At 67.4% G+C, this 25,736-nt stretch carries 24 protein-coding genes and 7 tRNA genes; 26 read left to right on the top strand and 5 right to left on the bottom strand.

Going from position 1 to position 25,736, the window contains the following annotated elements; translation table 11 throughout:
* The first annotated feature begins 80 nt into the window (after window positions 1-80).
* The 3 genes from uvrB to AC5P6E_RS09555 all read left to right on the top strand — a co-directional run bounded on the left by uvrB (window position 81) and on the right by AC5P6E_RS09555 (window position 2,460).
* Window positions 81-2,105 (top strand): excinuclease ABC subunit UvrB, encoded by a 2,025-nt coding sequence (uvrB, locus tag AC5P6E_RS09565; protein ID WP_049412587.1) that lies wholly within the window; start codon window positions 81-83, stop codon window positions 2,103-2,105.
* Window positions 2,106-2,212: 107 nt separating this feature from the next.
* Window positions 2,213-2,287: transfer RNA gene (locus AC5P6E_RS09560), tRNA-Val, on the top strand.
* 98 nt (window positions 2,288-2,385) lie between these two features.
* Window positions 2,386-2,460: transfer RNA gene (locus AC5P6E_RS09555), tRNA-Val, on the top strand.
* Between the two features lie 98 nt (window positions 2,461-2,558).
* Here AC5P6E_RS09555 and AC5P6E_RS09550 read toward each other — a convergent pair.
* Window positions 2,559-2,891: a hypothetical protein gene (locus tag AC5P6E_RS09550; protein WP_049412590.1), complete on the bottom strand. Its 333-nt coding sequence runs from the start codon at window positions 2,889-2,891 to the stop codon at window positions 2,559-2,561.
* A gap of 182 nt (window positions 2,892-3,073) precedes the next feature.
* On the opposite strand from AC5P6E_RS09550, the gene AC5P6E_RS09545 reads away from it, so the two are divergent.
* Complete coding sequence (locus AC5P6E_RS09545) at window positions 3,074-3,214, top strand: hypothetical protein (RefSeq protein WP_272774012.1); 141 nt, start codon at window positions 3,074-3,076, stop codon at window positions 3,212-3,214.
* 45 nt (window positions 3,215-3,259) lie between these two features.
* On the opposite strand, the gene AC5P6E_RS09540 is transcribed toward AC5P6E_RS09545, so the two are convergent.
* Both AC5P6E_RS09540 and AC5P6E_RS09535 read right to left on the bottom strand, forming a co-directional pair.
* Entirely contained in the window at window positions 3,260-3,544 is a 285-nt protein-coding gene (locus AC5P6E_RS09540; RefSeq protein WP_483698707.1) for a hypothetical protein, read from the bottom strand.
* Window positions 3,545-3,574: 30 nt separating this feature from the next.
* Window positions 3,575-4,342 carry a MipA/OmpV family protein gene (locus AC5P6E_RS09535; protein WP_010486085.1) on the bottom strand — a complete coding sequence of 256 codons (768 nt, stop codon included), beginning with the start codon at window positions 4,340-4,342 and terminating at the stop codon, window positions 3,575-3,577.
* A gap of 145 nt (window positions 4,343-4,487) precedes the next feature.
* Between AC5P6E_RS09535 and AC5P6E_RS09530 the strand changes: the two genes are divergently transcribed.
* The 19 genes from AC5P6E_RS09530 (at window position 4,488) to AC5P6E_RS09440 (ending at window position 24,298) form a co-directional block, all read left to right on the top strand.
* Entirely contained in the window at window positions 4,488-5,159 is a 672-nt protein-coding gene (locus AC5P6E_RS09530; RefSeq protein WP_010486084.1) for a response regulator transcription factor, read from the top strand.
* Between the two features lies 1 nt (window position 5,160).
* On the top strand, window positions 5,161-6,504 hold the full coding sequence (locus tag AC5P6E_RS09525) for a sensor histidine kinase (protein ID WP_197578859.1): 1,344 nt from the start codon (window positions 5,161-5,163) through the stop codon (window positions 6,502-6,504).
* 59 nt (window positions 6,505-6,563) lie between these two features.
* Entirely contained in the window at window positions 6,564-8,963 is a 2,400-nt protein-coding gene (locus AC5P6E_RS09520) for a DNA internalization-related competence protein ComEC/Rec2 (protein WP_483698710.1), read from the top strand.
* A gap of 3 nt (window positions 8,964-8,966) precedes the next feature.
* Window positions 8,967-9,629: a MotA/TolQ/ExbB proton channel family protein gene (locus tag AC5P6E_RS09515; RefSeq protein WP_010486081.1), complete on the top strand. Its 663-nt coding sequence runs from the start codon at window positions 8,967-8,969 to the stop codon at window positions 9,627-9,629.
* Window positions 9,630-9,632: 3 nt separating this feature from the next.
* Entirely contained in the window at window positions 9,633-10,055 is a 423-nt protein-coding gene (locus AC5P6E_RS09510) for an ExbD/TolR family protein (RefSeq protein WP_010486080.1), read from the top strand.
* Window positions 10,052-11,800: a lipid A export permease/ATP-binding protein MsbA gene (msbA, locus tag AC5P6E_RS09505; RefSeq protein WP_010486079.1), complete on the top strand. Its 1,749-nt coding sequence runs from the start codon at window positions 10,052-10,054 to the stop codon at window positions 11,798-11,800. The genes AC5P6E_RS09510 and msbA overlap by 4 nt, the downstream gene beginning before the upstream one ends.
* The gene (gene lpxK, locus AC5P6E_RS09500) at window positions 11,800-12,819 is read left to right on the top strand and encodes a tetraacyldisaccharide 4'-kinase (protein ID WP_126560706.1); all 1,020 of its coding nucleotides are present in this window, start codon (window positions 11,800-11,802) and stop codon (window positions 12,817-12,819) included. Before msbA ends, lpxK begins: the two co-directional genes overlap by 1 nt.
* Window positions 12,820-12,893: 74 nt before the next feature.
* Entirely contained in the window at window positions 12,894-13,667 is a 774-nt protein-coding gene (gene kdsB / locus AC5P6E_RS09495; protein WP_197578862.1) for a 3-deoxy-manno-octulosonate cytidylyltransferase, read from the top strand.
* Window positions 13,664-14,152, top strand: a complete 489-nt coding sequence (locus AC5P6E_RS09490) for a low molecular weight protein-tyrosine-phosphatase (protein ID WP_019337178.1) — start codon at window positions 13,664-13,666, stop codon at window positions 14,150-14,152. Before kdsB ends, AC5P6E_RS09490 begins: the two co-directional genes overlap by 4 nt.
* Complete coding sequence (locus AC5P6E_RS09485; protein WP_019337179.1) at window positions 14,149-15,561, top strand: hypothetical protein; 1,413 nt, start codon at window positions 14,149-14,151, stop codon at window positions 15,559-15,561. Before AC5P6E_RS09490 ends, AC5P6E_RS09485 begins: the two co-directional genes overlap by 4 nt.
* The gene (gene uvrC / locus AC5P6E_RS09480) at window positions 15,558-17,402 is read left to right on the top strand and encodes an excinuclease ABC subunit UvrC (RefSeq protein ID WP_010486074.1); all 1,845 of its coding nucleotides are present in this window, start codon (window positions 15,558-15,560) and stop codon (window positions 17,400-17,402) included. The genes AC5P6E_RS09485 and uvrC overlap by 4 nt, the downstream gene beginning before the upstream one ends.
* 18 nt (window positions 17,403-17,420) lie before the next feature.
* Complete coding sequence (pgsA, locus tag AC5P6E_RS09475; protein ID WP_012510614.1) at window positions 17,421-18,047, top strand: CDP-diacylglycerol--glycerol-3-phosphate 3-phosphatidyltransferase; 627 nt, start codon at window positions 17,421-17,423, stop codon at window positions 18,045-18,047.
* Window positions 18,048-18,162: 115 nt separating this feature from the next.
* Window positions 18,163-18,238, top strand: a tRNA-Gly gene (locus tag AC5P6E_RS09470).
* A 138-nt stretch (window positions 18,239-18,376) separates the two neighbouring features.
* The gene (locus AC5P6E_RS09465) at window positions 18,377-19,483 is read left to right on the top strand and encodes an NAD(P)/FAD-dependent oxidoreductase (protein ID WP_197597966.1); all 1,107 of its coding nucleotides are present in this window, start codon (window positions 18,377-18,379) and stop codon (window positions 19,481-19,483) included.
* 114 nt (window positions 19,484-19,597) lie between these two features.
* Window positions 19,598-19,673: transfer RNA gene (locus tag AC5P6E_RS09460), tRNA-Gly, on the top strand.
* A gap of 369 nt (window positions 19,674-20,042) precedes the next feature.
* Window positions 20,043-21,506 carry an efflux transporter outer membrane subunit gene (locus AC5P6E_RS09455; protein ID WP_019337181.1) on the top strand — a complete coding sequence of 488 codons (1,464 nt, stop codon included), beginning with the start codon at window positions 20,043-20,045 and terminating at the stop codon, window positions 21,504-21,506.
* Complete coding sequence (locus tag AC5P6E_RS09450) at window positions 21,503-22,642, top strand: ABC transporter permease (RefSeq protein ID WP_313270893.1); 1,140 nt, start codon at window positions 21,503-21,505, stop codon at window positions 22,640-22,642. The genes AC5P6E_RS09455 and AC5P6E_RS09450 overlap by 4 nt, the downstream gene beginning before the upstream one ends.
* A gap of 10 nt (window positions 22,643-22,652) precedes the next feature.
* Window positions 22,653-23,381: an ABC transporter ATP-binding protein gene (locus AC5P6E_RS09445; RefSeq protein WP_313270891.1), complete on the top strand. Its 729-nt coding sequence runs from the start codon at window positions 22,653-22,655 to the stop codon at window positions 23,379-23,381.
* A complete protein-coding gene (locus AC5P6E_RS09440) occupies window positions 23,378-24,298 on the top strand; it encodes an HlyD family secretion protein (RefSeq protein WP_126560710.1) in 921 nt (306 codons plus the stop codon). The genes AC5P6E_RS09445 and AC5P6E_RS09440 overlap by 4 nt, the downstream gene beginning before the upstream one ends.
* A gap of 22 nt (window positions 24,299-24,320) precedes the next feature.
* On the opposite strand, the gene AC5P6E_RS09435 is transcribed toward AC5P6E_RS09440, so the two are convergent.
* Together AC5P6E_RS09435 and AC5P6E_RS09430 are read right to left on the bottom strand one after the other, a co-directional pair.
* Window positions 24,321-24,749 (bottom strand): hypothetical protein, encoded by a 429-nt coding sequence (locus tag AC5P6E_RS09435; protein WP_010486062.1) that lies wholly within the window; start codon window positions 24,747-24,749, stop codon window positions 24,321-24,323.
* Window positions 24,742-25,143: a hypothetical protein gene (locus AC5P6E_RS09430; protein ID WP_019337185.1), complete on the bottom strand. Its 402-nt coding sequence runs from the start codon at window positions 25,141-25,143 to the stop codon at window positions 24,742-24,744. The genes AC5P6E_RS09435 and AC5P6E_RS09430 overlap by 8 nt, the downstream gene beginning before the upstream one ends.
* A 130-nt stretch (window positions 25,144-25,273) precedes the next feature.
* Here AC5P6E_RS09430 and AC5P6E_RS09425 point away from each other — a divergent pair.
* From AC5P6E_RS09425 to AC5P6E_RS09415, 3 genes are all read left to right on the top strand, one after another.
* A tRNA-Gly gene (locus AC5P6E_RS09425) sits at window positions 25,274-25,349 on the top strand.
* Between the two features lie 142 nt (window positions 25,350-25,491).
* Window positions 25,492-25,567 (top strand) — tRNA-Gly (locus tag AC5P6E_RS09420).
* Window positions 25,568-25,633: 66 nt separating this feature from the next.
* A tRNA-Cys gene (locus tag AC5P6E_RS09415) sits at window positions 25,634-25,707 on the top strand.
* Window positions 25,708-25,736 lie beyond the last annotated feature (29 nt).

The raw sequence follows: 25,736 nt of genomic DNA, 5'->3' as shown, positions 1-25,736 counted from the left end.
CGGCTGCCCGCCCGGAAACCCCTCAGCTGGCCGTCACCGCTTGCCCCGTATACTCACCCTTCCCGGGAACTGGCAACACCATGAGCGACCGTTTTGAACTCGTCTCGCCGTATTCGCCGGCGGGCGACCAGCCTGATGCCATCGCAAAGCTGACCAGCAACTTCGAAGCGGGCATCGCCAAGCAGACCCTGCTGGGCGTCACCGGTTCGGGCAAGACCTACACCATCGCCAACGTCATCCAGAACGTGCAGAAGCCGACGCTGATCATGGCGCCGAACAAGACGCTGGCGGCGCAGCTGTATGGCGAGTTCAAGGCGTTCTTCCCGCACAACGCGGTCGAGTATTTCGTCAGCTATTACGACTACTACCAGCCGGAAGCCTACGTGCCGTCGTCGGACACCTTCATCGAGAAGGACAGTTCGATCAACGAGCACATCGAGCAGATGCGACTGGCGGCGACCAAGACCCTGCTGTCGCGCCCGGACGCGATCGTGGTGGCGACGGTATCGGCGATCTACGGCCTGGGCGCGCCGGAAGACTACCTGTCGTTGCGCCTGATCCTGTCCAAGGGCGAGCGCATCGACCAGCGCGACCTGATCAACCACCTCACCCAGCTGCAGTACACGCGCAACGAGTACGAGCTGCAGCGCGGTACGTTCCGCGTGCGTGGTGAAGTGATCGACGTGTTCCCAGCCGAGTCGGACAGCGAAGCGCTGCGTCTGGAACTGTTCGATGGCGAGGTCGAGAAGATCACCCTGTTCGACCCGCTCACCGGCGAGACGCTGCGCAACATGCAGCGCTTCACGGTCTACCCGAAGACCCACTACGCCACCACGCGCGAGCGTGTGCTGGCAGCGATCGAGACGATCAAGGTCGAGTTGAAGGAGCGGCTGGAGCAGCTGTACGCGCAGAACAAGCTGGTCGAAGCGCAGCGCCTGGCGCAGCGCACCCAGTTCGACCTGGAAATGATGGCCGAAGTCGGCTTCTGCAACGGCATCGAGAACTATTCCCGGCACCTGACCGGCAAGAATGCCGGCGAACCGCCGCCGACCCTGTTCGACTACCTGCCGGCCGACGCGCTGCTGGTGATCGACGAATCCCACGTGACCATTCCGCAGATCGGTGCCATGTTCAAGGGCGACCGTTCGCGCAAGGAGACGCTGGTCGAATTCGGGTTCCGGCTGCCCTCGGCGCTGGACAACCGGCCGCTGCGCTTCGAGGAGTGGGAGGAGCGCTGCCCGCGCAGCATCTATGTGTCGGCCACGCCGGGCCCCTACGAGTACCGCGAGGCCGGTGACGAGATCACCGAGCTGGTCGTACGTCCCACCGGCCTGATCGACCCGGTGGTGGAGATCCGCCCGGTGGGGACCCAGGTCGACGACCTGATGAGCGAAGCCAACGCGCGCATCAAGGCCGGTGACCGGGTGCTGGTCACGACGCTGACCAAGCGCATGGCCGAGAACCTCACCGAGTACCTGACCGAGCACGGGATACGCGTGCGCTACCTGCACTCGGACGTGGACACGGTCGAGCGTGTGGAGATCATCCGCGACCTGCGCCTGGGCAAGTTCGACGTGCTGGTGGGCATCAATCTGCTGCGCGAAGGCCTGGACATGCCGGAAGTGTCGCTGGTGGCGATCCTGGATGCCGACAAGGAGGGCTTCCTGCGCTCGACCGGCTCGCTGATCCAGACCATCGGCCGTGCCGCGCGCAACGTGCGCGGCAAGGCGATCCTGTATGCGGACAAGATCACCCGTTCGATGCAGGCCGCGATCGATGAGACCGACCGTCGTCGCGCCAAACAGGTCGAGTACAACGAGGAGCACGGCATCGTGCCGCGCTCGGTGGCGCGCCCGATCGTCGACGTGCTGGAAGGGGCGCGCTCGGACGCCGCCGAGAAGGAAGCAAAGAAGGGCAAGGGCAGAGGCAGGCCCGGCGTTGCCGAGGAGGGGAGTGACTATCGATCGCTCAGCCCGGCCCAGCTGGCGTCCCGTCTCAAGGCGCTGGAACAGCAGATGTACCAGCACGCCAAGAACCTGGAGTTCGAGGATGCCGCCCGCGTGCGTGATCAGATCCGGCAGCTGAAGGAGGCGAGTCTGGGCTGAACGCGGCAGTGCAGCATCTTCTTCACAAAAGTGTTGCGCTTCACGGCCGGCATCCGTAATATACGCGGCCTGCACCGACGCAATCGCGGACGTTCAGAAGCAAAAACGGGCGGTTAGCTCAGCGGTAGAGCACTACCTTGACATGGTAGGGGTCACAGGTTCGAACCCTGTACCGCCCACCACGAAGTCTCCGGAAGGGGGCTGTCGTGAACAGCAAAGCCCGGCCCTGGCGCCGGGTTTTTACGTAGCAAGGCCAGCTTTCGGGCGGCAAGAACAAGATGGGCGGTTAGCTCAGCGGTAGAGCACTACCTTGACATGGTAGGGGTCACAGGTTCGAACCCTGTACCGCCCACCACCTGGCTCCCGGCATTGCCGGTGCAGCGGTGGATCACGATGGAAGCCGGCCCTGGGCCGGCTTTTTTCGTTTTAGGCATCGACCATGGTTCCACATGGTCAGCGTTGCACGGCCAGATCTTCGACACTGATCATCCGCTGCAGCTTCCAGTGGCCGTCCACGCGCTCCCAGAGCTGGGCAACGCGAACCGTCGCACCACGCGTGGGCTGGGCATCGGCGGGTTCGCGTTGCAGGGGCTGGTTGGCCAGCCTCAGGACCCGGTCCTGGCGCAGCCGGTAAAGCAGCAGGGAGGGTGAACCGCAATCCTGTCGTACGGCTTCCGGCTGCTGGGTTTCGGCAATCAGGATCTGGCTGCGAAGGGCCTCTTCAGTGGGCTCGTTGCCAGCGCCGAACAGGCTGGAGAGCAGCAGCATCAGGGCAAGCATCGGCATGGCACGGTGCTCCAGCGGGAAAGTGCGCGCAGGCTGGCATGACATGTGGGGTGCTGCAGCCGGTCTGCGACGAAGGCCGGAATTGAGCCGCCAAAGACGGCCGGGGGGCGATGAATCCGGGCCGTGCAGGCGTAGACTTCGGTCTACCGCGCAATCGCGCCGTCACTGCAAGGAGCTGCCGCATGAGCGATCACGTTCCGGTTTCCCGGCCCAATCCCATCCTTGAGCTGCTGTTCGGCGGCAACATGCTGGAGGGTACCTTCAAGGCGGTGATCTGGGTGGCCCTGCTGGCGGCCGTGCTGGCGTGGACCACGTTCAGTTGAGTCTTCCCGCTGCCCTGCAGCACCGGCAGCGTTGCTGGCCTGCGCTCAGGCGCTGAAGGCCTGGCGCAGACTGCGCAGGGTGGCCTGGCGATGTTCCTTTGCGGTTGCTTCGCCCATCTCAAGTTCCTGCAGGCGCAATCCCACCAGCATCATCGACAACGCATAGCCGCGTGCCGCATCGGCAGCACGCGAAAGGACAAGTGCGCGGCGCGTCAACGCGTTCACGTGTTCCAGGTCCGGCAGCAGCCCCAGGTAGGCGCGCTCGGCGCTGTCCAGGTCCGGGGCACGCAGGATCGCGTGCGCTTCAGCAGCAGGGGAGACGGAGGCCATGGGGGGTCCTTGTCCGTTGCGGGCGCTCGATCAGAACGAGCGCATCAGGGAAATGAAGGCCGACGTCTGCGTGCCGCGACGGGCCATCGGGCTGTCCTCTACGGCATCGCCGAACCACTGGTTGGCGACGACGCCGGTCGCGCGCCACTTCGTGCCCAGGGGCGTGCTGACCGCGATCTGCAGGCTCGGCGATGTCGCGCTGCCCGGGTTGTAGGCGGCAAGTCCCGAGCGCAGCGCTTCTTCGTCGGTGATGCCGTAGTAGTAGTCGAGCAGGCGCGCACTGGAGTGCACCACGCCGACCTTGGGCACCCAGGTGAAGCGACCGGCCTGGATCGGATAGCTGTAATGCAGGCGCGATTCCATGCCACCTCCGTGGCCGGTGACCTCGCGCATCACGCTGGCCTCGACGATGCCCCAGTCGGCGCTGTATTCACCATTGATGCCGGCCATGGCAGACATCTGCCGGCTGTGCAGGCGACGCAGCTGAGGATCGTTCACGTCGTCGGTCTTGAAGCGCAGCGTGTAGGGCGTGACCGCCGCCGACAGGCGCAGGCCTTCGCGCTTGTAAAGGTACATGCCCAGCGAGCCCGGGCTGGCGAAGAAGCGCTCGCCCTGCCAGGCAATGGACGGTACGACCAGCGGCTTGACGTCGTAGTGGGCGTAGGCCCCTGAGGTCGCGCCGGCACTGATACCGGCCTGCACCCCCGGGTTCCGGTCGGCGGCGTGGGTGATCAACGGGAGGCCGATGGCAGCGGAGAACAGCAACGGGCGCAGCAGGGTCGGGGACAGCGACGGCATCGATCAGCCACTTTGCGGGGGATGGCTGTGCATGGTGCGGCCACAACATTGTCAGAACATTGCGCCTTGGCATTCGGCACGCGAAGGCGCCCAAAGCCGGCGCCAGGCACTATGATCGGCACCGTTTCCGGTAGCCGAGCCCCTGATGCGCATCCTCCTGGTCGAAGACGATCCCGATCTGTCCCGTGCCCTGCAATCGGGCCTGGAGCGGCAGGGCGTGGTCGCCGACGTGGTCGGCAGCCTGGCCGAAGCCGCGATCGCGCTCCGCGAGCCGGTGCACCAGCTGATGCTGCTCGACCGCCAGCTGCCCGATGGCGATGGCGTGGCGTTCGTCGCCACCGCGCGCGCGCTGCGCCCGAACCTGGCGGTGATCATGCTGACGGCCAAGGGAACGCTGTCGGACAAGGTCGAGGGGCTGGATGTCGGTGCCGATGACTACCTGGTGAAGCCGGTGGCGATCGAGGAGCTGATGGCGCGGATCCGCGCGGTCTCGCGCCGGCCCTCGGCGATGGTGACGCCAAGCCTGCATCTGGGCCGGCTGGAATTCGACTTCGAATCGCTGCAGGCGCAGGTGGAGGGCCAGCTGTTGGCGCTGCCCCGGCGCCAGGTGCTGGTGCTGCAGGCGCTGGCGATGCGACAGGGACGCACGGTCACCCGCAGCGCGTTGGAGGCGGCAGTGTACGGCTTCGATGACGAGATCCAGTCCAATGCACTGGACGCGCATATCTCCAAGCTGCGCAAGGCGCTGCAACAGGCCGGGGCCGGCGTGGAGATCCATGTGATCCGCGGCGTCGGCTACCTGCTGGCGGAGGCCTGAGATGGCACGTCCGATCCGCTCCATCACCCTGGGCCTGGCCTGGCGGTTGTTCCTGGCGCAGGCCTTTACCGTGCTGTTCGCGGTGGTTGCGTTGATCCTGACCTGGGGTGACAAGGACACCTGGGGCATGGACATGTTCATGGCCGAGGCGGTGGCCAAGGCGGTGCACAGCGAAGGTGGCCGGCTGGTGCTGGACCAGGCACGCTGGGAAAAGCTCGATGCCAGTGCCGGCGGCAACCTCTGGTTCGCGGCAGTCGACGACAAGGGGGTCTGGTTGGAGCGCGGCACGATTCCGGCGATCCACGCGCCGCTGCTGGCGCGGTTGCCGACGCTGGGCGCGACCGAACTCGGTTCGCTGGTGCCGCCCTACCTGGATGTGGCGCGGGTGATGATCCGCAACGAGGATGGACGGCGCATCACGGTGATGGTGGGCGGGGCACCGAAGGGCGGGCTGCTGGACGGCGCGCTGATGGTGCTGCGCCTGATCGGCCTGTGGTTCTTCCTGCCGCTGATCGTGGTCACGCTGCTGGTGATGCCGACCGTGATCCACCGCGCGATGCGTGGCGTGCGCCGCTCCGCGCAACAGGCCAAGGAGCTGGATATCGGCCAGCCGGGTGCGCGGCTGGATGCGCAGCTGGTGTCGACCGAGGTCGCGCCGTTGGTCGAAGCCTTCAACGACGCGATCGACAAGGTGCAGCAGGGCTATGCAGCGCGTGACAAGTTCCTTGCCGATGCCGCGCACGAGCTGCGTGTGCCGATTGCAGTGGTGCAGGCGCGCCTGTCGCAGCTGCCGCAGGGCGAGCTGAAGTCGCAGCTGCTGACCGACGTGGCGCGGCTCGGCAACGTCGCCGAGCACCTGCTTGACCTGCAGCGACTTGATCGCAATGTCGGCGCACTGCAGCGGCTGGATCTAGCGCTGCTGGTGCGTGAAGCGGCAGCCGATCTGGCGCCGCTGGTGGTCGGTGCCGGCTACGGCTTCGAAGTGGATGCACCTGAGATGCCGGTGTGGATCCACGGCGACAGCCTGGCGCTGGGCCGGGTGATCGCCAACCTGGTGCACAACGCCATCGTCCATGGCGGCGGGCGCGGCACCATCTGCGTGCGCCTGGACACGCGCGGCCTGCTGGAAGTCAGCGATCAGGGTGCCGGTATTCCGGTGAGCGATCGTGAAGCGATCTTCGAGCCGTTCCATCGCCTGCGCGCGGCGGGCAGTGGCAGTGGCCTGGGCCTGCATCTGGTGAAGGAAATCGTGCAGCACCACGGCGGCTCGGTCAGTGTCGGCGAGGCCGCCGGCGGTGGTGCCAGCTTCCGGGTCAACTTCCACCGCGGCACCGTCCGGCGCTGACAGCCACGCAGGGAAAATCCCGATAGGCAACCTGTCGCGCCCGGCGGCAGGCTGGTGGCATGGTTTCCGAACGTTCCGCGCCGGCCCTGTTCGGCCCCGGCTGCGCCGCCGGCCTGGTGCTGGGCGCGCTGGCCTGCGTGCAGATGCCGGCGCTGCTGCCGCTGTGGCTGAACGTGCCGATGGCGGTTGCCGGTGGCGCGGGCTGGCTGCTGCGCTGGCGAGGCCGCACCTGGGCTGCAGTCATGCTCGGCCTGGCATGGGCAACAGTGCACGGGCAATGGGCCTTGCACGACCAGCTTCCACCCGACGCGCCGCCGCAGGATGTGCAGGTGCGAGGGCGGGTGGCCGATCTTCCACAGAGCGGGCCCGGCTACACGCGCTTCGTGTTGCACGTGGATGAGGCCGATACGTTGCCAGCGTTGCGTGGCAAGCGCCTGCAGATCACCTGGAACGACCCGTGGCGCGGATCGTCAGCGCACGGGGCCGAGGGCGGACGCCATGCGGTTCGTGCAGGGGCGCATTGGCAGTTGTCGTTGCGCGTGCGTGCGCCACGCTCGCGGATCAATCCCGGCGGCTTCGATGGCGAACGCCATGCATTGCTGCGTGGTATCTCCGGCAATGGCACGGTGCGCGACCCGGGCGCTGCCCGTGAGCACGCGCCTGCGCAGGGCCTGCCGGCCTGGCGCGAGCGCAGCAGTGACGCCATCGCCACGCAGGTGGCACATCCTGCCGCGCGGTTCGTGCAGGCCTTGGCCCTGGGCGACACCCGCGGCCTGTCTGATGCCGACTGGGAACACCTGCGCGCGCTGGGCCTGACCCATCTGGTCGCCATCTCCGGGTTTCACGTGGGTGTGGTGGCGGGCTTCGGCGTACTGTTATGCCGCGTGTCGTGGTGGCTGTGCCCGCTGCTGGGACGGTACTGGTCACGGCCGCAGGCGGCGGCATGGGGCGCGGCGCTGGCCGCAGCTGCCTATGCCGTGGCAGCCGGTGGCGCGCTGCCAACGGTGCGCGCGGCGCTGATGATCGGGTTGGTGGCACTGGCCCGTGCCGGACGTCGCCCGGTGGGTGCGGGGCAGGGGCTGGCCCTGGCCGCGATGGTGATGCTGCTGCCGGCGCCGCTGTCGGTGCTGTCGGCCGGCTTCTGGCTCAGCTTTGGCGGCGTGCTGTGGCTGCTGTGGTGCCTGCCGCGAACCGGGCCGGAGGGCGCCGGTGGGGGCCTGCGTGGCTTCCTGGCCGCCCAGGGCGTGGCCAGCCTCGGCCTGTTGCCGCTGTGCGTGGCCCTGTTCGGCGGCACCGCGCGCTTGGGGCCGCTGGTCAACCTGCCGATCATTCCGTGGTGGACCCTGCTGGTGGTGCCGTTGTCGTTGCTGGGTACTGCGCTGCAGGTGCTGCACGACGGTGCCGGGCGCTGGGCCTGGCGTGCCGCTGCCTGGCTGTTCGAGCTGAGCTGGCAGGCGCTGCAGCCACTGGCGCTGCACCCGCAGGCGATGTGGTGGTTGGCCGAGGCGCCGCGCTGGGCCGTCCCGGCGGCATTGGCGGGGGTGTTCTGGTGGCTGCTGCCACGCGGCGCCGGCGGTGGCCTGGCGGGCCTGCTGCTGTGCCTGCCGCTGCTGTGGCCCGCCCGCCATGCACCGGCCGAAGGGGAGCTGGAGCTGCTGGTGCATGACGTAGGGCAGGGCACTGCGGTGCTGGTACGTACGGCGCGGCACGCGCTCTGGTACGACGTGGGGCCGCCGACCGGCGGCGAGGGCAACGAACGCATTCTGGTCCCGGCCCTGCGCGCGCTCGGCCAGGGGCCGCCCCGGCGGGCGATGCTCAGCCATGACCATCTTGATCACACCGGCAGCCTGTCCAGCCTGCGACGGCAGCTGCACGGACTGCAGCTGCTGGCACCACCGGGCAGCACCATCGCTGGCGCCACGCCCTGCCAGCAGGGGCTGCGCTGGCAGTGGGACGGGGTTGATTTCCAGGTCCTGCACCCGGCGCCGGGCAGCCGTCAGGCCGAAAACGAGGACAGCTGCGTGCTGCGCATCGCCAGCCGCCACGGCGCGGTCCTGCTGCCGGGTGACATCGGCCGGCCGGCCGAGCGGACGCTGCTGCAGGCGTCTCCGGCAGCGCTGAAGGCGGATGTGGTGCTGGTGCCCCACCATGGCAGCGGCGGCAGCTCCAGCGCGCCCTGGGTTGAGGCCGTGGCGCCACGGCTGGCGGTGGTCTCGGCCGGGCACCGCAACCGCTTCGGGCACCCTCGCCAGGACGTGGTCCGGCGCTGGCAGGCGCAAGGGGCCGAGGTACTGGCCACGGCCGATTCCGGGGCGATCCGCATATGGCTTGGCGCACAAGGGCTGCAGCTGCGTGAACAGCGCATCCACGCATCCCGCTGGTGGGATGCCGCTGGGCGGGCGCGGTCGGCTGCTATCCTATCGCCGATCGAACAAGCGGCCGTCGGGCCGGAGGGTTGAAACGTGTGGGAACTGGTCAAGGCCGGTGGCTGGCCGATGGTGCCGCTGCTGCTGTTGGGCGTACTGGCTTTGGCGATCATCCTGGAGCGTTTCTGGTCCCTGCGGCGTACTGAAGTGCTGCCGCCCGGCCTCGGCCAGGAAGTGCGCAACTGGGCGGCACGCGGCAAGCTCGACCCGGCCCACCTGCAGACCCTGCGCGCGAACTCGCCGCTGGGCGCGCTGCTGGCCGCGGCGCTGGAAGCGCGCAACCGTCCGCGCGACCAGATCCGCGAGCGCATCGAAGACACCGGCCGCCACCTGGTGCACCGCATGGAGCGTTTCCTCAACGCGCTGGGCACCATCGCTTCGGCCGGGCCGCTGCTGGGCCTGCTGGGCACGGTGATCGGCATGATCCAGATGTTCCTGGGCATCCTCGACCACGGCGTCGGTGATGTGAACCAGCTGGCCGGTGGTATCGGCAAGGCGCTGGTGTGCACCGCCACCGGCATGATCGTCGCCATTCCGGCGCTGATGTTCCACCGCTACTTCAAGGGCCGCATCCACGGTTACGTGGTGGAGATGGAGCAGGAAGCCAGCGCGCTGCTGGATACGCTGGATGGCCGACCCGGGGTGATGAACCCTGCCGCTGCCACGCGCCCGGCCGGCGCGGCGATGGCGAAGGCCTGATCGATGCGTATCGGCAACGACCGATCCCAGGATGAGCCGCATATCGACCTGGTGCCACTGATCGACGTCATCCTGGTGTTGATCATCTTCTTCGTGGTCACCACTACCTTCGATGCGCGCTCGACACTCCAGGTGGAGCTGCCCACGGCCAGCCAGCAGCCCAGCAATGAGCCACCGCGCTCGTTGAGCGTGCTGATCAACGCCGAAGGCCGCTACTTCATCAATGACCAGGAAGTGCTGCGCAACGACGTCGAGTCGGTCAAGCAGACCATCGCGGCCGTTGCCGGCAGCGACCGCACCCAGCCGGTGCTGTTGCGTGCCGATGCCCGCACGCCCTATCAGGCCGTGGTGACCGCGCAGGATGCGCTCGGTCAGCTCGGCTTCCGCCGTATTGCCATTGCAACAGCACCCGAGGTGCGTCCATGAGTTCCAAACACGCGCCGGTGTGGCCGATCTACAAACGTCTGCTGGGATACACCCGTGCCTACTGGGGCATGATGGTCGCCGCCGTCATCGCCATGGCGGTGGAGTCGGTGGCCGGCTACCACTTCACCAAGCTGATGGAGCCGCTGGTCAACCGCGGCTTTGTCAATCCCGAACCGAAAATGGCGGTGATCCTGCCGCTGACCATCCTCGGCCTGTTCCTGATGCGCAGCGCCGCCACCTGGGTGAGCGACTACGCGCTGGCCAAGACCGGTCGCAGCGTGGTGCGCGACCTGCGTGAACAGGTGCTGGCCAAGTACCTGCACCTGCCGTCCTCGCATTTCGATACCGAATCGACGCCGGTGATGGTCAGCCGCCTGAACTTCGATACCGAGCAGGTCACCCAGGCCAGTGCCGACGCGCTCAAGACCGTGGTTGCCGACACCCTGACCATCATCGCCATGCTGGCGGTGATGCTGCAGATGAGCGTCAAGGTGACCGTGGCCATGCTGGTGGTGGTGCCGATGATCGGCGTGATCGTGTCCTACGTCGGCAAGCGCTACCGGCGCATCAGCCGCGGCATCCAGGACGGCATGGGCACGATGGCGCAGACTGCCGAGCAGTCGCTGGCGGCCCAGCAGGAAGTGAAGGTGCACGGCACGCAGCAGCACGAAATGTCGCGCTACTCGCGCCTGGCCAACCGCATGCTGGCGCTGAACATGAAGGTGGAAATCACCCGTGCCGGTGCCTCCAGCGTGGTCCAGTTCCTGGCCGCGCTGGCGCTGGCGGTGATCGTCTGGGTGTCGACCCGCGAAGCACTGGCAGGCCGCCTCAATGCCGGCCAGTTCATGGGCCTGATGATCTCGATGACGGCGATCATCCCGTCGCTGCGCCGCCTGACCAGCGTGCAGTCCTCGATCTCCCGCGGTGTGTCCGCCGCCGAGCGCCTGTTCGACATCCTCGACATGCCGGTCGAGCGCGACGATGGCCGCAACACGGTGCAGCGCGTGCGTGGCGAACTGGCCTTCGAGCACGTCATGCTGCGTTACCGCGAAGACAGTGGCATCGCCCTGGACGACATCAGCTTCGTGGCCAAGCCGGGTACGGTCACCGCCATCGTCGGTCGGTCCGGCAGTGGCAAGACCAGCCTGATCCGGCTGGTGCCGCGCTTCTATGAACCCAGCGGCGGGCGCATCACTCTCGATGGCGTGGCACTGGATGACTATCCGCTGGCCGACCTGCGTCGCCAGGTGGCGATGGTCGGGCAGAAGGTCATGCTGTTCGATGACACCATTGGCGCCAACATCGCCTATGGCATGGACGCGACCGATGAACAGATCCGAGCGGCGGCCGAAGCCGCAAACGCCTGGGAGTTCATCGCGCGCATGCCGCAGCAGCTGCAGACCCCGGTGGGCGAGAACGGCGCGCTGCTGTCCGGCGGCCAGCGCCAGCGCCTGGCGATCGCCCGTGCGATCCTGCGCGACGCGCCGATCCTGATCCTCGATGAAGCCACCGCAGCGCTCGACAACGAATCGGAGCGCCTGGTGCAGGACGCGCTGCAGCGATTGATGCCCGAGCGCACCACGCTGGTCATCGCGCACCGCCTGTCGACCATCGAGCATGCAGACCAGGTGCTGGTGATGGACCACGGTCGCATCGTCGAGCGCGGTACCCACAAGGAGCTGCTCACCATGGGTGGCCTCTACCAGCATCTGCACAGCATGCAGTTCCGCGAAAGGCAGGACTGATGGCCGGCAAGGGTACCCAGACCCCGCCGTACTGGTACGACGGCAGCCCGGTTCCGTGGGCGATGCGCCTGCTGGCGCCGCTGTATGCCGGCGTCACCGCGCTGCGCCGGCGTGCCTATCGGCGTGGCTGGCGCAAGCGCTACACGCTGCCGGTGCCGGTCATCGTGGTTGGCAACATCACCGCCGGTGGGACTGGCAAGACGCCGCTGACCATCGCGCTGGTGGAGCGCCTGCGTGCCGCCGGCTGGAAGCCGGGCGTGGCCAGTCGTGGCTACGGCCGCGAAGATGCCGACAAACCGCTGTGGGTGAAGGCCAATACGCCGACTGCCAAGGGCGGTGACGAACCGGTGCTGATTGCCTGGAAGACAGGCGTACCGGTGCGCGTGGACCGTGATCGCGTTGCTGCCGGCAAGGCGCTGATCGAGGCCGGCTGCGATGTGATCGTCTGCGACGACGGCCTGCAGCACTACCGGCTGGCGCGCGACATCGAGATCGAAGTGGTCGATGCGCAGCGCCGCTACGGCAATGGCCGGATGATTCCGGCCGGACCGCTGCGCGAGCCGGTCAGCCGCGCCAGCGAGTGCGATTTCCGCGTGGTGAATCTCGGCCAGGCCGATGAGGAATCTGCGGCCCAGGCCTGTGGTTTCGGCCAGTGGCCGATGGCCCTGCACATCGACAGCGCGCAGCCGCTGGCCGGTGGCCGTGCCCGTCCACTGTCGTACTTCAAGGGCCAGCGTGTGCACGCCGTGGCCGGCATCGCCCACCCGCAGCGCTTTTTCGACATGCTGCGCGCGCGAGGCATCGGCGTGGTGCCGCATGCCTTCGCCGACCATCAGGCCTATCAGCCGCAGGACCTGTCCTTTGGCAGCCAGCTGCCGGTGCTGATGACCGAAAAGGACGCGGTGAAATGCCGGGCGTTCGGCAATGACTGGCACTACGCGGTCCCGCTGCGCGCCGAGCTGCCTGCCGCGTTCTGGGTGGCGCTGACCGACCGCCTGGACAAGCTGCGACCGAACTGAGTGGCACGGCGGCGCTTGCATTCATGCGCCGCCGGCCGCATTCCCGTTGTAACGAGCCTGCCGAGTACCGCCCCATGACCGAATTCGTCGTCGCCATCCCGGCCCGCTATGCCGCCTCGCGGCTGCCGGGCAAGCCGCTGCGCCTGCTGGGCAGTGAGCCGCTGGTGCTGCATGTGGCGCGCCGCGCGCTGCAGGCCGGTGCCGGCGAGGTCTGGGTCGCGACCGACGATCAACGCATTGCCGACGCACTGTCCGGCCTGGCCGAAGTGAAGGTGGCAATGACCGCCACCTCGCATGCCTCCGGCACCGACCGCCTGGCCGAGTGCGCGCGCATCGCCGGCTGGGCTGACGACACCGTGGTGGTCAACCTGCAGGGCGACGAGCCGTTTGCACCCGCTGCGGGTATCCGTGCGGTGGCCCAGGCGCTGGTTGACGGCAATGCGCCGATGTCGACCCTGGCGACCGCCGTGGAGGATGCAGAAACCCTGTTCGATCCGAACGTGGTGAAGCTGGTGCGCAACGTGCGCAACGAGGCGATGTACTTCAGCCGCGCGCCGATCGCCTGGCACCGCGATGGCTTCGCACGCAGCCGTGACACGTTGCCGGCCGGTCACAACTGGCTGCGTCACATTGGCATCTACGGCTATCGCGCCGGTTTCCTGCAGCAGTTCGCGGCGATGCCGCCGGGCCAGCTGGAGCAGGTCGAATCGCTGGAGCAGCTGCGCGTGCTGGAAGCGGGCTTCCCGATCAGCGTGGCGATCTCGCCGGAACCGTTCCCGCCGGGCATCGACACGCCCGAGGACCTGGAGCGCGCCGAAGCACTGCTGCAGACGCTGGCGGCACGATGAAGCTGCTGGTCGTCTGCCTCGGCAACATCTGCCGTTCGCCGATGGCCGAAGGTGCGCTGCGCGCACGCCTGGAGGCCTCGCCGCTGGCCGGGCGGGTGCAGGTGGATTCGGCCGGCACCGGCGACTGGCATGTGGGCGAGCCGCCGGACCGGCGTGCGATCGCCTGCGCGGCCGGGCACGGCGTGGACATCGGCGGCCTGCGTGCACGCCAGCTGCAGGCTGTGGATTTCGAACGTTTCGACTGGATCCTGTGCGCCGACGAGGCCAACCTGCGTGATGCCGGCCGTATCGCCACACCGGCCCAGCGCGAACGCCTGGCACTGTACCTGCCATGGTCGGGCGGAGAGGGCCGGGTGGCGATCCCGGATCCCTACACCGGCGGCAGTGATCATTTCGAACAGGTCTGGACATTGGTCGACAATGCTGCAAAACGTGCCGTGGCACGACTGTTGCATGACGCCGACTCCGGCATAATCGGGCCATGAACGTCCAGCCCGTCCCGGACCTGCCCGAGTTCGCCACCTGGCTCAATGCCACCCCCTGCACCCTGACCGAACTGCGCGGTCGGCCGGTGGCGCTGTTGTTCGTCAACGCCGCCTCCGCCTGGAGCGCGCAACGCCTGGCCGAGTTTGGCCAATGGCTGTCGCGCCACCCAGGCAAGCTGCAGCCGCTGGTGCTGCAGGTGCCGCGCTTCGACTTCGAACGCGACGCCGGTGCAGCACTGAAGCTGTTGCGTCGCCAGGGCCTGACGATGCCGGTCCTGCTTGATGCCGACTGGGATGGCTGGCGCCGCTTCGGCATCACCGCCTGGCCAACCCTGGTGCTGCTGGATGCGCAGGGCCGCGAACAGCAGCGGCTGGTCGGCCAGGGCGCGCCCGGCGAACTGGAGCGTGCCTTGAACGCACTGTGCGAAGGCGCACCGTCGGCGCCGCCGCGCGGCGGCAGCGAACTGCATCCGGAACCGCGCCAGTCCCTGCGCTTCCCGCAGGGACTGGCGGTCAGCACCGAACGCCTGTACATCGCCGACAGCGGCCATCACCGCATCCTCGAATGCAGCCATGGTGGCCGCATCCTGCGCCAGTTCGGCCTCGGCACCGCCGATTTCATGGACGGCAACCTCGCCGAAGCGGCGTTCCACCGCCCGCAGGCGCTGGTGCTGGAGCGCGATTCGCTGTACGTCGCCGACACCGGCAACCACGCGGTGCGCCGTATCAACCTGCTGACCGGCATCGTCGACACGCTGTGTGGCAACGGTCGTCCCGGGGCGCCGGTGGAAGGTCCGGTCGCGCAGGCGCGGCAGGTCTCGCTGGACCATCCGGTTGGCCTGGCCATCGCCGACAACCAGCTGCACATCGCCATGGCCGGCGACAACCGCATCTGGAGCTACCACTTGGGCCAGCGCAGCCTGCAATGGCGCGCGGGCAGTGGTTCCATTGACGAGCGGGATGGCAGCGGCCATCTGGCTGCCTTTGCCCAGCCAACCGCGCTGGCCGTGGTGCAGCAGGTGCTGTACGTGGCCGATGCGCTGGGTTCCTCGATCCGCGCGCTGCAACTGCGCGGCGACCTGGTGCAGACGCTGGTCGGGCAGGGGCCGTGGCGCTTCGGCAGTGAAGACGGCCCGCGTGCGCAGGCCAGCCTGCAGTTCCCCCAGGCGATCGCCTTGAGCTCGGACGCCCCGCTGCTGTGGATTGCCGATACCGGCAACGGTCGCCTGCGCACGCTGCGCCTGGGCGGTGGCGAACTGACCACCCAGCCGCTGCCGCGCCGCCTGCATGGCCCGGCTGGACTGGCGGTGGGCGCAGGTGCGGTGTGGATCGCCGAGACCGACGCCCATGCCGTGCTGCGCTTCGATCCCGACAGCGGCGTGCTCAGCGAAGTGCCGATCAGCGAATGACCGACGTTCCCGCTCCGGTCTTCGACGGCAAGGCCTTCGCGGCCCAGCTCAGCACCGCTCCCGGCGTGTACCGCATGTACGCGGCGGACGACACCCTGCTGTACGTCGGCAAGGCCCGTGCGCTGCGCAACCGCGTCGGCAGCTATTTCAACGGCAGCCCGAAGAACGCACGGATCATGTCGATGATCTCGCAGATCACGCGCATGGACGTGACCGTGACGCGCTCGGAAGCCGAGGCGTTGCTGCTGGAAAACCAGCTGATCAAGTCGCTGTCGCCGCGTTACAACGTCTCGCTGCGCGACGACAAGACCTATCCGCATGTGCTGCTGACCCGCGAGGACTGGCCGCGCATCGCCCTGCATCGCGGCCCGCGCGCCATTCCCGGTCGCTATTTCGGGCCCTATCCCGGCGTGACCGCGGTGCGCGAAACGCTGAACCTGATGCACAAGCTGTTCAAGCTGCGCAGCTGCGAAGACAGCGTGTTCCGCAACCGCTCGCGGCCGTGCCTGCAGTACCAGATCGGCCGCTGCAGCGCGCCCTGCGTGGAGCTGGTACCGGCGCCGGACTACGCCGAGTCGGTGCGCCGCGCTGCGCTCTTCCTGGAAGGCAAGAGCGACGAACTGACCCGCGAGCTGGGCGAGCAGATGCAGGCCGCCAGCGAGGCGCTGGAGTTCGAGCAGGCCGCGCGCCTGCGCGACCTGATCTCCTCGCTGCGCAGCATGCAGACCCGCCAGTACGTGGATGGCCGCGCCGCGGATCTGGACGTGCTGGCGGTGGCCATGCAGGGGTCTCAGGCCTGCGTGCTGCTGCTGGCCTTCCGCGATGGCCGCAACCTCGGTACCCGCCCGTTCTTCCCGCGCACCAACGGCGAGGAGAGCCCGGAGGAAGTGCTGGCCGCGTTCGTCTCGCAGTACTACATCGAGTTCGAGCCGCCGCGCGAGATCCTGCTGGACCGCGAGATTCCCGACGCCGACCTGCTGGTCGCCGCGCTGTCGGCCTCGGCAGAGCGCAAGGTGCAGCTGAAGTGGAACGTGCGCGGCGAGCGTGCCGGCTACGTGGAGCTGGCCAGTCGCAACGCGCAGCTGACCCTGGCCACCGAGCTCAACAGCCGCAATGCTCAACACGCGCGCAGCGATGCACTGCGCGACATGCTGGGCTTGGCCGAGCCGGTCAAGCGTGTGGAATGCTTCGACATCAGCCACACCCTGGGTGAGGCCACCGTGGCGTCGTGCGTGGTGTTCGACGCGGCAGGCCCGGTGCGCGCGCAGTACCGCCGCTTCAACATCAGCGGCATCGAGCCGGGCGATGACTACGCCGCCATGCGCCAGGCCATCGACCGTCGCTTCCGCCGTGCGGTGGAAGAGCAGGGCGTGCTGCCGGACGTGCTGCTGATCGACGGTGGCGCCGGGCAGCTGGCACAGGCGCAGGCCGCACTGGCCGACCTGGGCGTGGAAGGCGTGCTGCTGGTGGGCGTGGCCAAGGGCGTGGAGCGCCGCGCCGGCCACGAAGCACTGGTGATGCCCGATGGCCGCGAACTGCGCCCGGGCGCAGCCAATCCGGCGCTGCAGTTCATCCAGCAGGTGCGCGACGAGGCCCACCGCTTCGCCATCACCGGCCACCGCGGCCGCCGCCAGAAGGCGAGGATGACCAGCAAGCTGGAGGACATCCCCGGTATTGGGCCGCGCCGCCGCGCCAGCCTGCTCAAGCATTTTGGTGGCCTGGTCGGCCTGAAAGCCGCTGGCGAAGCGGAAATCGCCAAGGTGGAAGGCATCAATGACGCCCTCGCGGCACGTATCTACGCTAACCTGCACGGGTTGGCCACGCCTGATGCGGCCGAGTAGAGAGAGAAGCACGCAAGCATGAAGTTGACCCTGCCCACCTGGCTGACGTTGTTGCGGATCGTGATGATCCCGGTGCTGGTGCTGGTGTTCTACCTGCCCTACACCTGGACCAACTTCGCTTCGGCGGCGATCTTCGGCCTGGCCGCGATCACCGACTGGCTCGATGGCTGGATCGCCCGCCGCTACCAGTTGGAGTCGGCATTCGGCGCCTTCCTCGACCCGGTCGCGGACAAGCTGATGGTGGCAGTGGCACTGTTCCTGATCGTGCAGGGCCACCCGACGCCGTGGATGGCGTTCTGGGCGGCGGTCATCGTCGGCCGCGAGATCGCGGTGTCGGCGCTGCGCGAATGGATGGCCGAACTGGGCCAGCGCGCGAAGGTACGCGTGGCGATGATCGGCAAGGTCAAGACCACCGCGCAGATGGTCGCGCTGCTGTGCCTGCTGTATTCGGTGGCCCCCAACGTGCCGGTGGAAGACATCTGGATGGGCTGGCCGGTGTTCCACATCGGCGACTGGACCCTGGCGATTGCCGCAGTGCTGACCCTGTGGTCGGGCCTGCAGTACCTGCATGCAGCCTGGCCGAGCCTGCGCGATGACGAGCGCGCCGCGCGTGAGCGTGCGCGGCAGAAGAAGTTGGGCAACTGAGCCCATCGATGCGCGTATCCACGCATGGCGCCGATACGCGACGCCGGGCATCTCGCAGACCCTGAAAAAAAGCGCTTGACGCCTTCCTTGGAATAGGTAAAATTTCGCCTCCCAAGCGGGAATAGCTCAGTTGGTAGAGCGCAACCTTGCCAAGGTTGAGGTCGCGAGTTCGAGTCTCGTTTCCCGCTCCAGATTCAAGAAAAACGCTCCCGCAAGGGGGCGTTTTTCGTTTGCGTAGAGCCCGCTTCATCCCCACTTCACCGCCACCCCATCGCGTCACCACGCACCCGTTCGAAGCTGCATCTGTGTTCCTCCAGGACGATGCAGCAATGCCCCACACTCCCTCCGCCTACGACCACGATGTGGTCATCGTCGGCGCCAGCTTCGCCGGTGCCGCCTGCGCATTGGCCGCTGCCCAGTACGGCCTGCGCGTCTGCGTGCTGGAACGCAAGGCCGACCCCGGCGAGCGCCTGCACACCACCGGCATCGTGGTGAAAGAGGCGATGGAGCAGACCTGGCTGGGGCGAATGCCCGAACATCTCGTGCAACGCGTTGCAAACGTGCGCCTGTATGCGCCGAATCTGCGCAGCGTGTTGCTGGCCGCGCCGGGCTATTACTTCCTCACCACCGATACGCCGAACCTGATGCGCTGGCTGGCCAGCGAACTGCGCGCGAATGGTGTCGACCTGCGCCTGCAGCAGTCCTTCACCGATGCACATCGCAATGGTGACGGCTGGCTGGTGGATGGGGCAGGGCGATGTGCCTATCTGGTTGGCGCCGACGGCGCACGCTCACGCGTGGCACAGCGCACCGGGCTCGGCCAGGTGCGTGACAACCTCTACGGCGTCGAACGTGAGTTCGCCGGCCTGCAGGTGACGCAGGGCGACGCGCTGCACTGCTTCGTCAGCAAGCGCTACGCGCCGGGTTACATCGGCTGGGTCGCGCAGAATCCAACCGGCCTGCAGGTCGGGTTGGCGCTGCGTCATGACCCGCAACAGGTGCGGCCGCCGGATATTGAAGGTTTCCTCGGCCACGTGCGCGATGTGGTCGGCATCCCGCCTTCGGCGCGTCCCTCGGCCACCCGCGCCGGCCTGGTGCCCTGCGGCCGGCCGGATGGGCCGATCACCGGCCAACGCGTGATCCTGACCGGTGACGCGGCGGGCATCGTCTCGCCGCTCTCCGCCGGGGGTATCCACTCCTCGTGGCGGCATGGCTGGGCGGTCGGCGAAGCGATGGCCCGCCATCTGCGTGGGCAAGGGCCGGAAGCGGAACGGGTGGCGCGGCAGGTGGCGCCGGCATTCCATGGCAAGCGCCTGCTGCGCTGGGCGATGGATCATCTGCAGGTCGACTGGCCGCTCAACGCGCTGCTGCACACGGCGGCCACGCGGCGCATTGCCGAGCAGGTCTACTTCCACCGCCGTGGACTGCGCACGTGAAGAGAGCAGGCAGGGGCCTGAACGCCATCCTTCACGTCACGTGAAAATTCCTGTTGACGCCGTGCAACAATATCGACACAATAGCGCTCCTTCGACGCAGGTCGAACGGAATCTGCGGGAATAGCTCAGTTGGTAGAGCGCAACCTTGCCAAGGTTGAGGTCGCGAGTTCGAGTCTCGTTTCCCGCTCCAGATTCAAGAAGAACGCTCCCGGAAGGGGGCGTTTTTCGTTTGTCATGAAGTTGGCCGGCAGGGCCGCTACAGTCGCGCCACGGCATCTTCATGGCGGGCGTGATATCAGTGGCCCGGCGTGACGAATCCGACGTCAGTGTCGCAATCGGAATGGCGGGGCGTATCGGTCGTGGGGATGGCCGCAGGCGCGGGGCTCGGGGAAGGTGGCAACAAGACGCAATGGCCTGGATGTCGCACCAGCGTTCCGTGCGTCGCATGCAGTGAAAGGCTGGCGAAAGGCCAATGCCATCGTTGCCTGAACCGCACGCGTGCTGTGACCTTTTTCGGACCATTTCTCCATGTTCGCTCCACAATCGCACGGTAGCCTTCATGCTCCTTCTACACGTTGGCGGGCTGGTGGTCAGGCGTATCACTTCAGTGGCAGTGCCCAGGACAGGGCGTGGACTCTCCCTGCAGGCAGTGCTGCGCCCCGGCACGTTGTTGGCAACCCTGGCCTTGGCGGGTTGCATGTCGGTGTCCGTCCCGGACTTGCCTGATCGCACACCCAGCGCCTGGACCCAGGTGCCGCAGGGGCAGGGTGTGGCGGTGGACGCCAGGCAGTGGTGGAAGGTGCTGGCCGACCCGGCGCTGGACGGACTGGTGGACCAGGCCATCGCAGGCAACCTCGACCTGCAGCAGGCCACGCTGCGGCTGCAGGCCGTGCGGATCGTCGCCGGCACCTCCGACTCGCGTTTCCTGCCGGAAATCTCGGCCAGCGCCAAGCAGGTGCAGGACGCCGCCGCCGTCGATACCTACTTCCATGCCGGCATCGAAGCGATCTGGGACCTGGGCCTGTTCGGCGCCGCCGAAAGCGCGCAGCTGAGCGCGCAGGCCTCGGCCGGCAACGCCGAGGCGCTGCGCAATGCCGCACAGGTGGCGGTGATTGCCGACGTGGTGCGCAGCTATCTGGACCTGACCGTGGCACAGGCCCAGCAGGACCTGCTGGCCCGGCAGCAGACCGTGGACGACCGCGGTGAACAACTGGCCCTGGTCCGCCAGCGCCTGCGCCTGGATGAGCCCGGCGAGCTGGACCGCCTGCGTGCACGCCAGGCCGCCACCCGTGCCGCCATCGCACAGGCTCGGGAAAACGCCGACAACGCGGCTCGCGCGCTGGCATTGCTGCTGGGCCGTGACGGCCCGGATCCGGCCTGGCGCGCGTATCGCACGCCGCCGAAGCTGGGCACGTTCTCGCTGCAGCAGGTTCCCGCGGATCTGCTGCGCCATCGTCCGCAGATCCTGCTGGCCGAGTCGGAGGTGATGCAGGCTGCGGCCAGCAAGGGTTCGGCACGCGCCGCGATGTATCCGCGGGTCAGCCTTGGCGGCTCCATCCTGTATGCCTACAACCTTACCCAGAACGCCCGCTCCAATTCCGATTCCAGTCCGTCGATCGGCCCATACGTCGATATTCCGCTGTGGGACTGGGGTCAACGCCGCGCGCGTTTCCAGGCCGATGAGAAGCAGCTGGACGCCGCATTGCTCGGTTACCGCAAGGCGGTGCTGGAAGGCGTGAGCGAAGTGGAAGGTGCGCTCGGCAGCCTGGCGCGCCAGGGCAGCAGCATCCAGTCGCTGCGTGTGGCCAATGATGCCGCCGACCAGCAGGTCAAGCGCCAGGCGCGGCAGGTGCAGCTGGGTTTGTCCAGCGAGTTCGATGGGCTGGACACGCAGCGTGCCGCGCTCGCCTCGCAGGCCGACCTGATCGGCGCGCAGGGCGCACGCGTGCTGGCCTTTGCGTCGCTGTACCGTGCCCTTGGCGGCGCACCGCTGCCGGTCGAGGCTGAGGGCGAGTTGCAATGATCGCGCTGGCCCGCAAGACCCTGGCCTATGAGTGGCGCCGGTTCCTGCCGGTGGTGCTGGCGATGTGCTTTGCCGGTGTGCTGCTGATCGTGCAGGCCGCACTGGTGCTGGGCATCTTCGGTACCGCCGCGATCTATGTGAAGGCATCGTCGGCCGACATCTGGGCCGGTTTCCCCGGCACCCAGAGTGTCAACTACGGTCATGCGATCAGCGCGGATGTGGAAAGCCACCTGCGCATGGATCCGGATGTCACCCGCGTCGAACCCTACGAGTGGGTTGATGGCGAATGGCGTTCCAGTGCCCAGGGCACCGGCAATGTGTCGGTATACCTGTCCGGCATTTCCACCCGCGACGACGCGATGATGTTCGCTCGCATCCTGCCGGCCGATCTGCGCGCGCAGCTGCGCGAGCCGGGTGCGGTGATCGTCGACAGAGCCGATCTGGATACGCTCGGCGTGGACCTGCAGAACAACCGTGCCTGGATCAATGGCAAGGCCGTGCGCGTGGTTGCCGCGCAACCGGGCCTGCGTGGCCTTGGTGGTGTCAACGTACTGGCTTCGCTGGATACTGCGCGCGCCATCGCCGGTACCGACCCACATGAGGGCAGCACCTATTTCGTGGCGGGCCTGCTCTCGCCGGACCTGGCCGATCGCGTGCGTGACCGCTTGTCCGCGTCGATGGGCCGGGCCACGCCGGTCGAGTTCTGGACCGCGCCGGCGTTCGCCAGCCGCTCGCAGCAGTACTGGCTGTTCGATACCGGCGCCGGCATCGCGGTGTTGTTCATGGCCGTCATCGTCTGCTTCGTCGGCGCGGTGATCACCAACCAGTCGTTCGCCTCTGTGGTGGCCGGCTCGGTGCGTGAGTACGCCACGCTCAATGCACTCGGTGCAGGCCGCTATGCGCTGGCGCGGGTGGTGTTCGAGCAGGCCTTGCTGATCGGCGGCGTGGGTATGTTGCTGGCGGCGGCCTTCAGCACCGTGGTGCTGTTGATCGCGCAGACCCAGCGCGTTCCGGTGCAGCTGACACCGATGGTGATCCTCGGCTGCGTGGCGCTGGTTGCGGTGATGGCCATGCTCTCCAGCATCATGGCGGTACGCAGTGTCGTCCGCTCCGATCCATCGTTGCTGCTGCGTTGAGGACCGGCCGATGACTTCCTTGCGCGCCGTCGCCCCGACTCTGCGGGCCGATGCACTTGAAAAGGGCTTCATGTCCGGCGACGTGCAGGTGCCGGTGCTGCGCGGGCTGTCGCTGGACATCTACCCCGGCGAGCTGACCCTGGTATCGGGCCCGTCGGGTTGCGGCAAGAGCACGCTGTTGTCGCTGCTGTCTGGCCTGTCCGCGCCCGATGGTGGCCGCGTGCACGCACTCGGCCACGATGTGGGCCACATGAGCCGCAGCGAAGTGGAGCGTTTCCGCCTGCACCATGTCGGTTTCGTGTTCCAGGGCTTCAATCTGTTCCCGGCACTGACCGCGCTGGAGCAGGTACAGCTGCCACTGGGTTACCGCGGCATGCGCAATCGTGAAAGTGAGCCCCTGGCCCGCAAGGCGCTGGAAGAGGTCGGCCTCAGCCATCGCAGCCACATGCGCCCGGCGCAGCTGTCCGGTGGTGAGAAGCAGCGTGTGGCCGTTGCCCGCGCGTTTGCCAAGTCGCCGACGCTGATCTTCGCTGACGAACCCACCAGCGCGCTGGACGCCGAGAACGGCCAGCGCGTGATCGACATCCTGCATCGCTACGCACGTGCGCATGGCGCCACCGTGCTGTGCGTGAGCCACGATCCGCGCCTGATCCGGCATGCCGATCGGGTGATCGCCATGGAAGACGGCATGGTCCGTGACGACCGCCGCCAGAACGAAACTGTAGAGTCCGCCCCATGACCAAGACGTCGCACCTGCTTCCCCTCAGCCTGGCCCTGTCGGCGGCATTGCTGCTCGGTGCCTGCTCCAGGGAGGCGCCCACCCCGGCATCTGCACCCTCAGGCAAGGCGGACACTGCCGTCGCCAGCAAGGTCGCCGTAGCGCGGGGCATCATTGACGTCGAAGGCGGGCTGATCGCACTGGCGCCGCCGGTGGATGGCTCGATCACTGCCGCACCGGTGAAGGAAGGTGCCACGGTGAAGAAGGGGCAGCTGCTGCTGTCGCTGGATGGCGCCCTGCTGCAGCAGGAAGTGGCAATGGCCACCGCCGATCTGGCGTTGGCCAATGACCGCCTGAAAGGCAGCCAAGCGCAGCTGCGCGAACTGGAGCGCAACGCCACCCGCCTGTCCACGGGCGCCAGCGAAGGTGTGTCCTCGAACCAGCAGGCCGATGCGGCCAAGCAGCAGTTGGCCGGTGTGCGCGCCGACGTCGACGTGGCCGGTGCGCAGGTCGACATGGCCCAACACAAGCTGGAACACGCCAGACTGAAACTGCAGCAGATGTCGTTGAGTGCACCGGAAGCCGGCACCGTGGTCGGCCAGGTACCGGGCCTTGGCGCATTCGTGCAGGCCGGCAAGCCGGCGATCTCGCTGTTGCCGGCGCGTCCGCTGCAGGTGCGTGCCGAACTGAGCGCCGCCTATGCCGATGCCGTGCAGGTGGGCATGAAGGCTACCGTCGTGCCGGACAGCGATGGCGCCGAGAACACCGGCACGCTGCCGCCGGCACGCGTGGTGCGCATCAGCCCGGTGTTCGCGCAGGCGCGCCTGCCTGAAGACGCAGGGCGTGGCGTGGCCAAGGTGGTGGAGTGCGTGCTGGAGTTCGACGGGCAAGCCAAGGCGCGCTTCGGCCAGCACGTGCGGGTGGAGTTCCTGAAGTAGGCCGGGCGTTGGGTGGGGCCGTCTATGGGCCCTTTCGATGCCTGAGTGCCCGCCACGCGCTCACCGCCGACACCGCGCACAGTGCCAGTAGCAGGCCCACGTCCAGCAGCAGCAACCACAGCAGGTGCATGCCATGCACCGGCGGCTGGTGCATGGCCGACAGCATCCACGGTACCGACCACGCCAGCAGCAGAACGAAGGCGATCAACAGGCGCAGCCACAGTCGTTTCAGTCGCCACGGCCGCACGATCAAGGCGGCCACCACCAGTTCAACCGTACCCAGCAACGCGAACACGATGACGGTGCTGGTCGGATAGGGCAGCTCGGCGCCTTCCAAGTGATGCAGCAGCCAGTAGTCCGGGGTGAAGCCGGCATTGACCAGCGCGGCGATCAGCGCCAGCCATGTGAGCGCGACCAGCAGCCAGAACAGGCGGACGTAGCGTCTAGGCATCGGCGGTGCCCGTGGTGGTGGGCAAGTGGTTACGTGATGCATGGCGCACGGATATGGCGATCGCGGCCAGTGCCAGCAGGCCGGGCCCGACCGTGAAGTACAGCAGACGCAGCGGGTGGTTGTGCATCAGTGTCCAGGTTGCGAATGCCAAGGGAATGGCCAGCACCAGCAGCTTGGCGAAGAGCGGCCGCAGCACTGCGATCAGCGGCTGCGCGCCAATGAACATCCAGAACAGATAAAACTGGGCGATGCCCAGGCCGATGTCCCGATGGGAAGTGAAGCCGAAATGGTCGCGATACCCGTTCATTCCCAGTGGTATCAGTGCCCAGTACAGCAGGGCCACCAGCAGATGCAGCAGCAGGGCGATCAACAGGGGCGAGCCGCGAAGGAGCATGGGCGCAAGGGGCTGGGCGGGGCAGCGTACCTCAGTGCGGACGCCTGTGACCGCATGGTGTGAAGACTGTTGACGGCGTGAAGGAATTTGGACACAATAGCGCTCCTTCGACGCAGGTCGAACGGAATCTGCGGGAATAGCTCAGTTGGTAGAGCGCAACCTTGCCAAGGTTGAGGTCGCGAGTTCGAGTCTCGTTTCCCGCTCCAGATTCTACAGGGCCCCGGTAGGGGCCTTGTTTTTCTCTCGCCACGGCAAGGCGGGGCACGTTGAGCCACAAGGCTTTACGCGTAGTCAGAAAAGTGAAATCGCTGGTGTGTTTTCCGGATTTCCGGTAACATATCGGCTTACGCGGGAATAGCTCAGTTGGTAGAGCGCAACCTTGCCAAGGTTGAGGTCGCGAGTTCGAGTCTCGTTTCCCGCTCCATGTTCCGACAGGCCCCATCTTGGGGTTTTGTCTTGTCAGGGCTACGTTCCTGGCGCGCAGTACGTTGGCCTCATGGCAGAGTGGCTATGCACCGGATTGCAAATCCGTTTACAGCGGTTCGATTCCGCTTGAGGCCTCCAATTGAAAAGCCCTGACCTCGGTCAGGGCT

The sequence above is a fragment of the Stenotrophomonas sp. YJH_SMC_16 genome, assembly GCF_059367875.1.
Note: the sequence above shows the minus strand (reverse complement) of the source record. Positions and strands in the feature narration are given on the sequence as shown.

Bases quoted from the DNA above. Each gene is read 5' to 3' on its own strand.
- AC5P6E_RS09545 (WP_272774012.1), top strand. From the start codon at position 3,074: ATGAGCGATCACGTTCCGGTTTCCCGGCCCAATCCCATCCTTGAGCTG.
- AC5P6E_RS09535 (WP_010486085.1), bottom strand. From the start codon at position 4,342: ATGCCGTCGCTGTCCCCGACCCTGCTGCGCCCGTTGCTGTTCTCCGCT.
- AC5P6E_RS09485 (WP_019337179.1), top strand. From the start codon at position 14,149: ATGAACGTCCAGCCCGTCCCGGACCTGCCCGAGTTCGCCACCTGGCTC.
- AC5P6E_RS09450 (WP_313270893.1), top strand. From the start codon at position 21,503: ATGATCGCGCTGGCCCGCAAGACCCTGGCCTATGAGTGGCGCCGGTTC.
- msbA (WP_010486079.1), top strand. From the start codon at position 10,052: ATGAGTTCCAAACACGCGCCGGTGTGGCCGATCTACAAACGTCTGCTG.
- AC5P6E_RS09490 (WP_019337178.1), top strand. From the start codon at position 13,664: ATGAAGCTGCTGGTCGTCTGCCTCGGCAACATCTGCCGTTCGCCGATG.
- AC5P6E_RS09435 (WP_010486062.1), bottom strand. From the start codon at position 24,749: ATGCCTAGACGCTACGTCCGCCTGTTCTGGCTGCTGGTCGCGCTCACA.
- kdsB (WP_197578862.1), top strand. From the start codon at position 12,894: ATGACCGAATTCGTCGTCGCCATCCCGGCCCGCTATGCCGCCTCGCGG.
- AC5P6E_RS09520 (WP_483698710.1), top strand. From the start codon at position 6,564: ATGGTTTCCGAACGTTCCGCGCCGGCCCTGTTCGGCCCCGGCTGCGCC.
- lpxK (WP_126560706.1), top strand. From the start codon at position 11,800: ATGGCCGGCAAGGGTACCCAGACCCCGCCGTACTGGTACGACGGCAGC.
- AC5P6E_RS09430 (WP_019337185.1), bottom strand. From the start codon at position 25,143: ATGCTCCTTCGCGGCTCGCCCCTGTTGATCGCCCTGCTGCTGCATCTG.
- uvrC (WP_010486074.1), top strand. From the start codon at position 15,558: ATGACCGACGTTCCCGCTCCGGTCTTCGACGGCAAGGCCTTCGCGGCC.
- AC5P6E_RS09540 (WP_483698707.1), bottom strand. From the start codon at position 3,544: ATGGCCTCCGTCTCCCCTGCTGCTGAAGCGCACGCGATCCTGCGTGCC.
- AC5P6E_RS09465 (WP_197597966.1), top strand. From the start codon at position 18,377: ATGCCCCACACTCCCTCCGCCTACGACCACGATGTGGTCATCGTCGGC.
- AC5P6E_RS09440 (WP_126560710.1), top strand. From the start codon at position 23,378: ATGACCAAGACGTCGCACCTGCTTCCCCTCAGCCTGGCCCTGTCGGCG.
- pgsA (WP_012510614.1), top strand. From the start codon at position 17,421: ATGAAGTTGACCCTGCCCACCTGGCTGACGTTGTTGCGGATCGTGATG.
- AC5P6E_RS09510 (WP_010486080.1), top strand. From the start codon at position 9,633: ATGCGTATCGGCAACGACCGATCCCAGGATGAGCCGCATATCGACCTG.
- AC5P6E_RS09525 (WP_197578859.1), top strand. From the start codon at position 5,161: ATGGCACGTCCGATCCGCTCCATCACCCTGGGCCTGGCCTGGCGGTTG.
- AC5P6E_RS09455 (WP_019337181.1), top strand. From the start codon at position 20,043: ATGCTCCTTCTACACGTTGGCGGGCTGGTGGTCAGGCGTATCACTTCA.
- AC5P6E_RS09550 (WP_049412590.1), bottom strand. From the start codon at position 2,891: ATGCCGATGCTTGCCCTGATGCTGCTGCTCTCCAGCCTGTTCGGCGCT.
- AC5P6E_RS09530 (WP_010486084.1), top strand. From the start codon at position 4,488: ATGCGCATCCTCCTGGTCGAAGACGATCCCGATCTGTCCCGTGCCCTG.
- AC5P6E_RS09445 (WP_313270891.1), top strand. From the start codon at position 22,653: ATGACTTCCTTGCGCGCCGTCGCCCCGACTCTGCGGGCCGATGCACTT.
- uvrB (WP_049412587.1), top strand. From the start codon at position 81: ATGAGCGACCGTTTTGAACTCGTCTCGCCGTATTCGCCGGCGGGCGAC.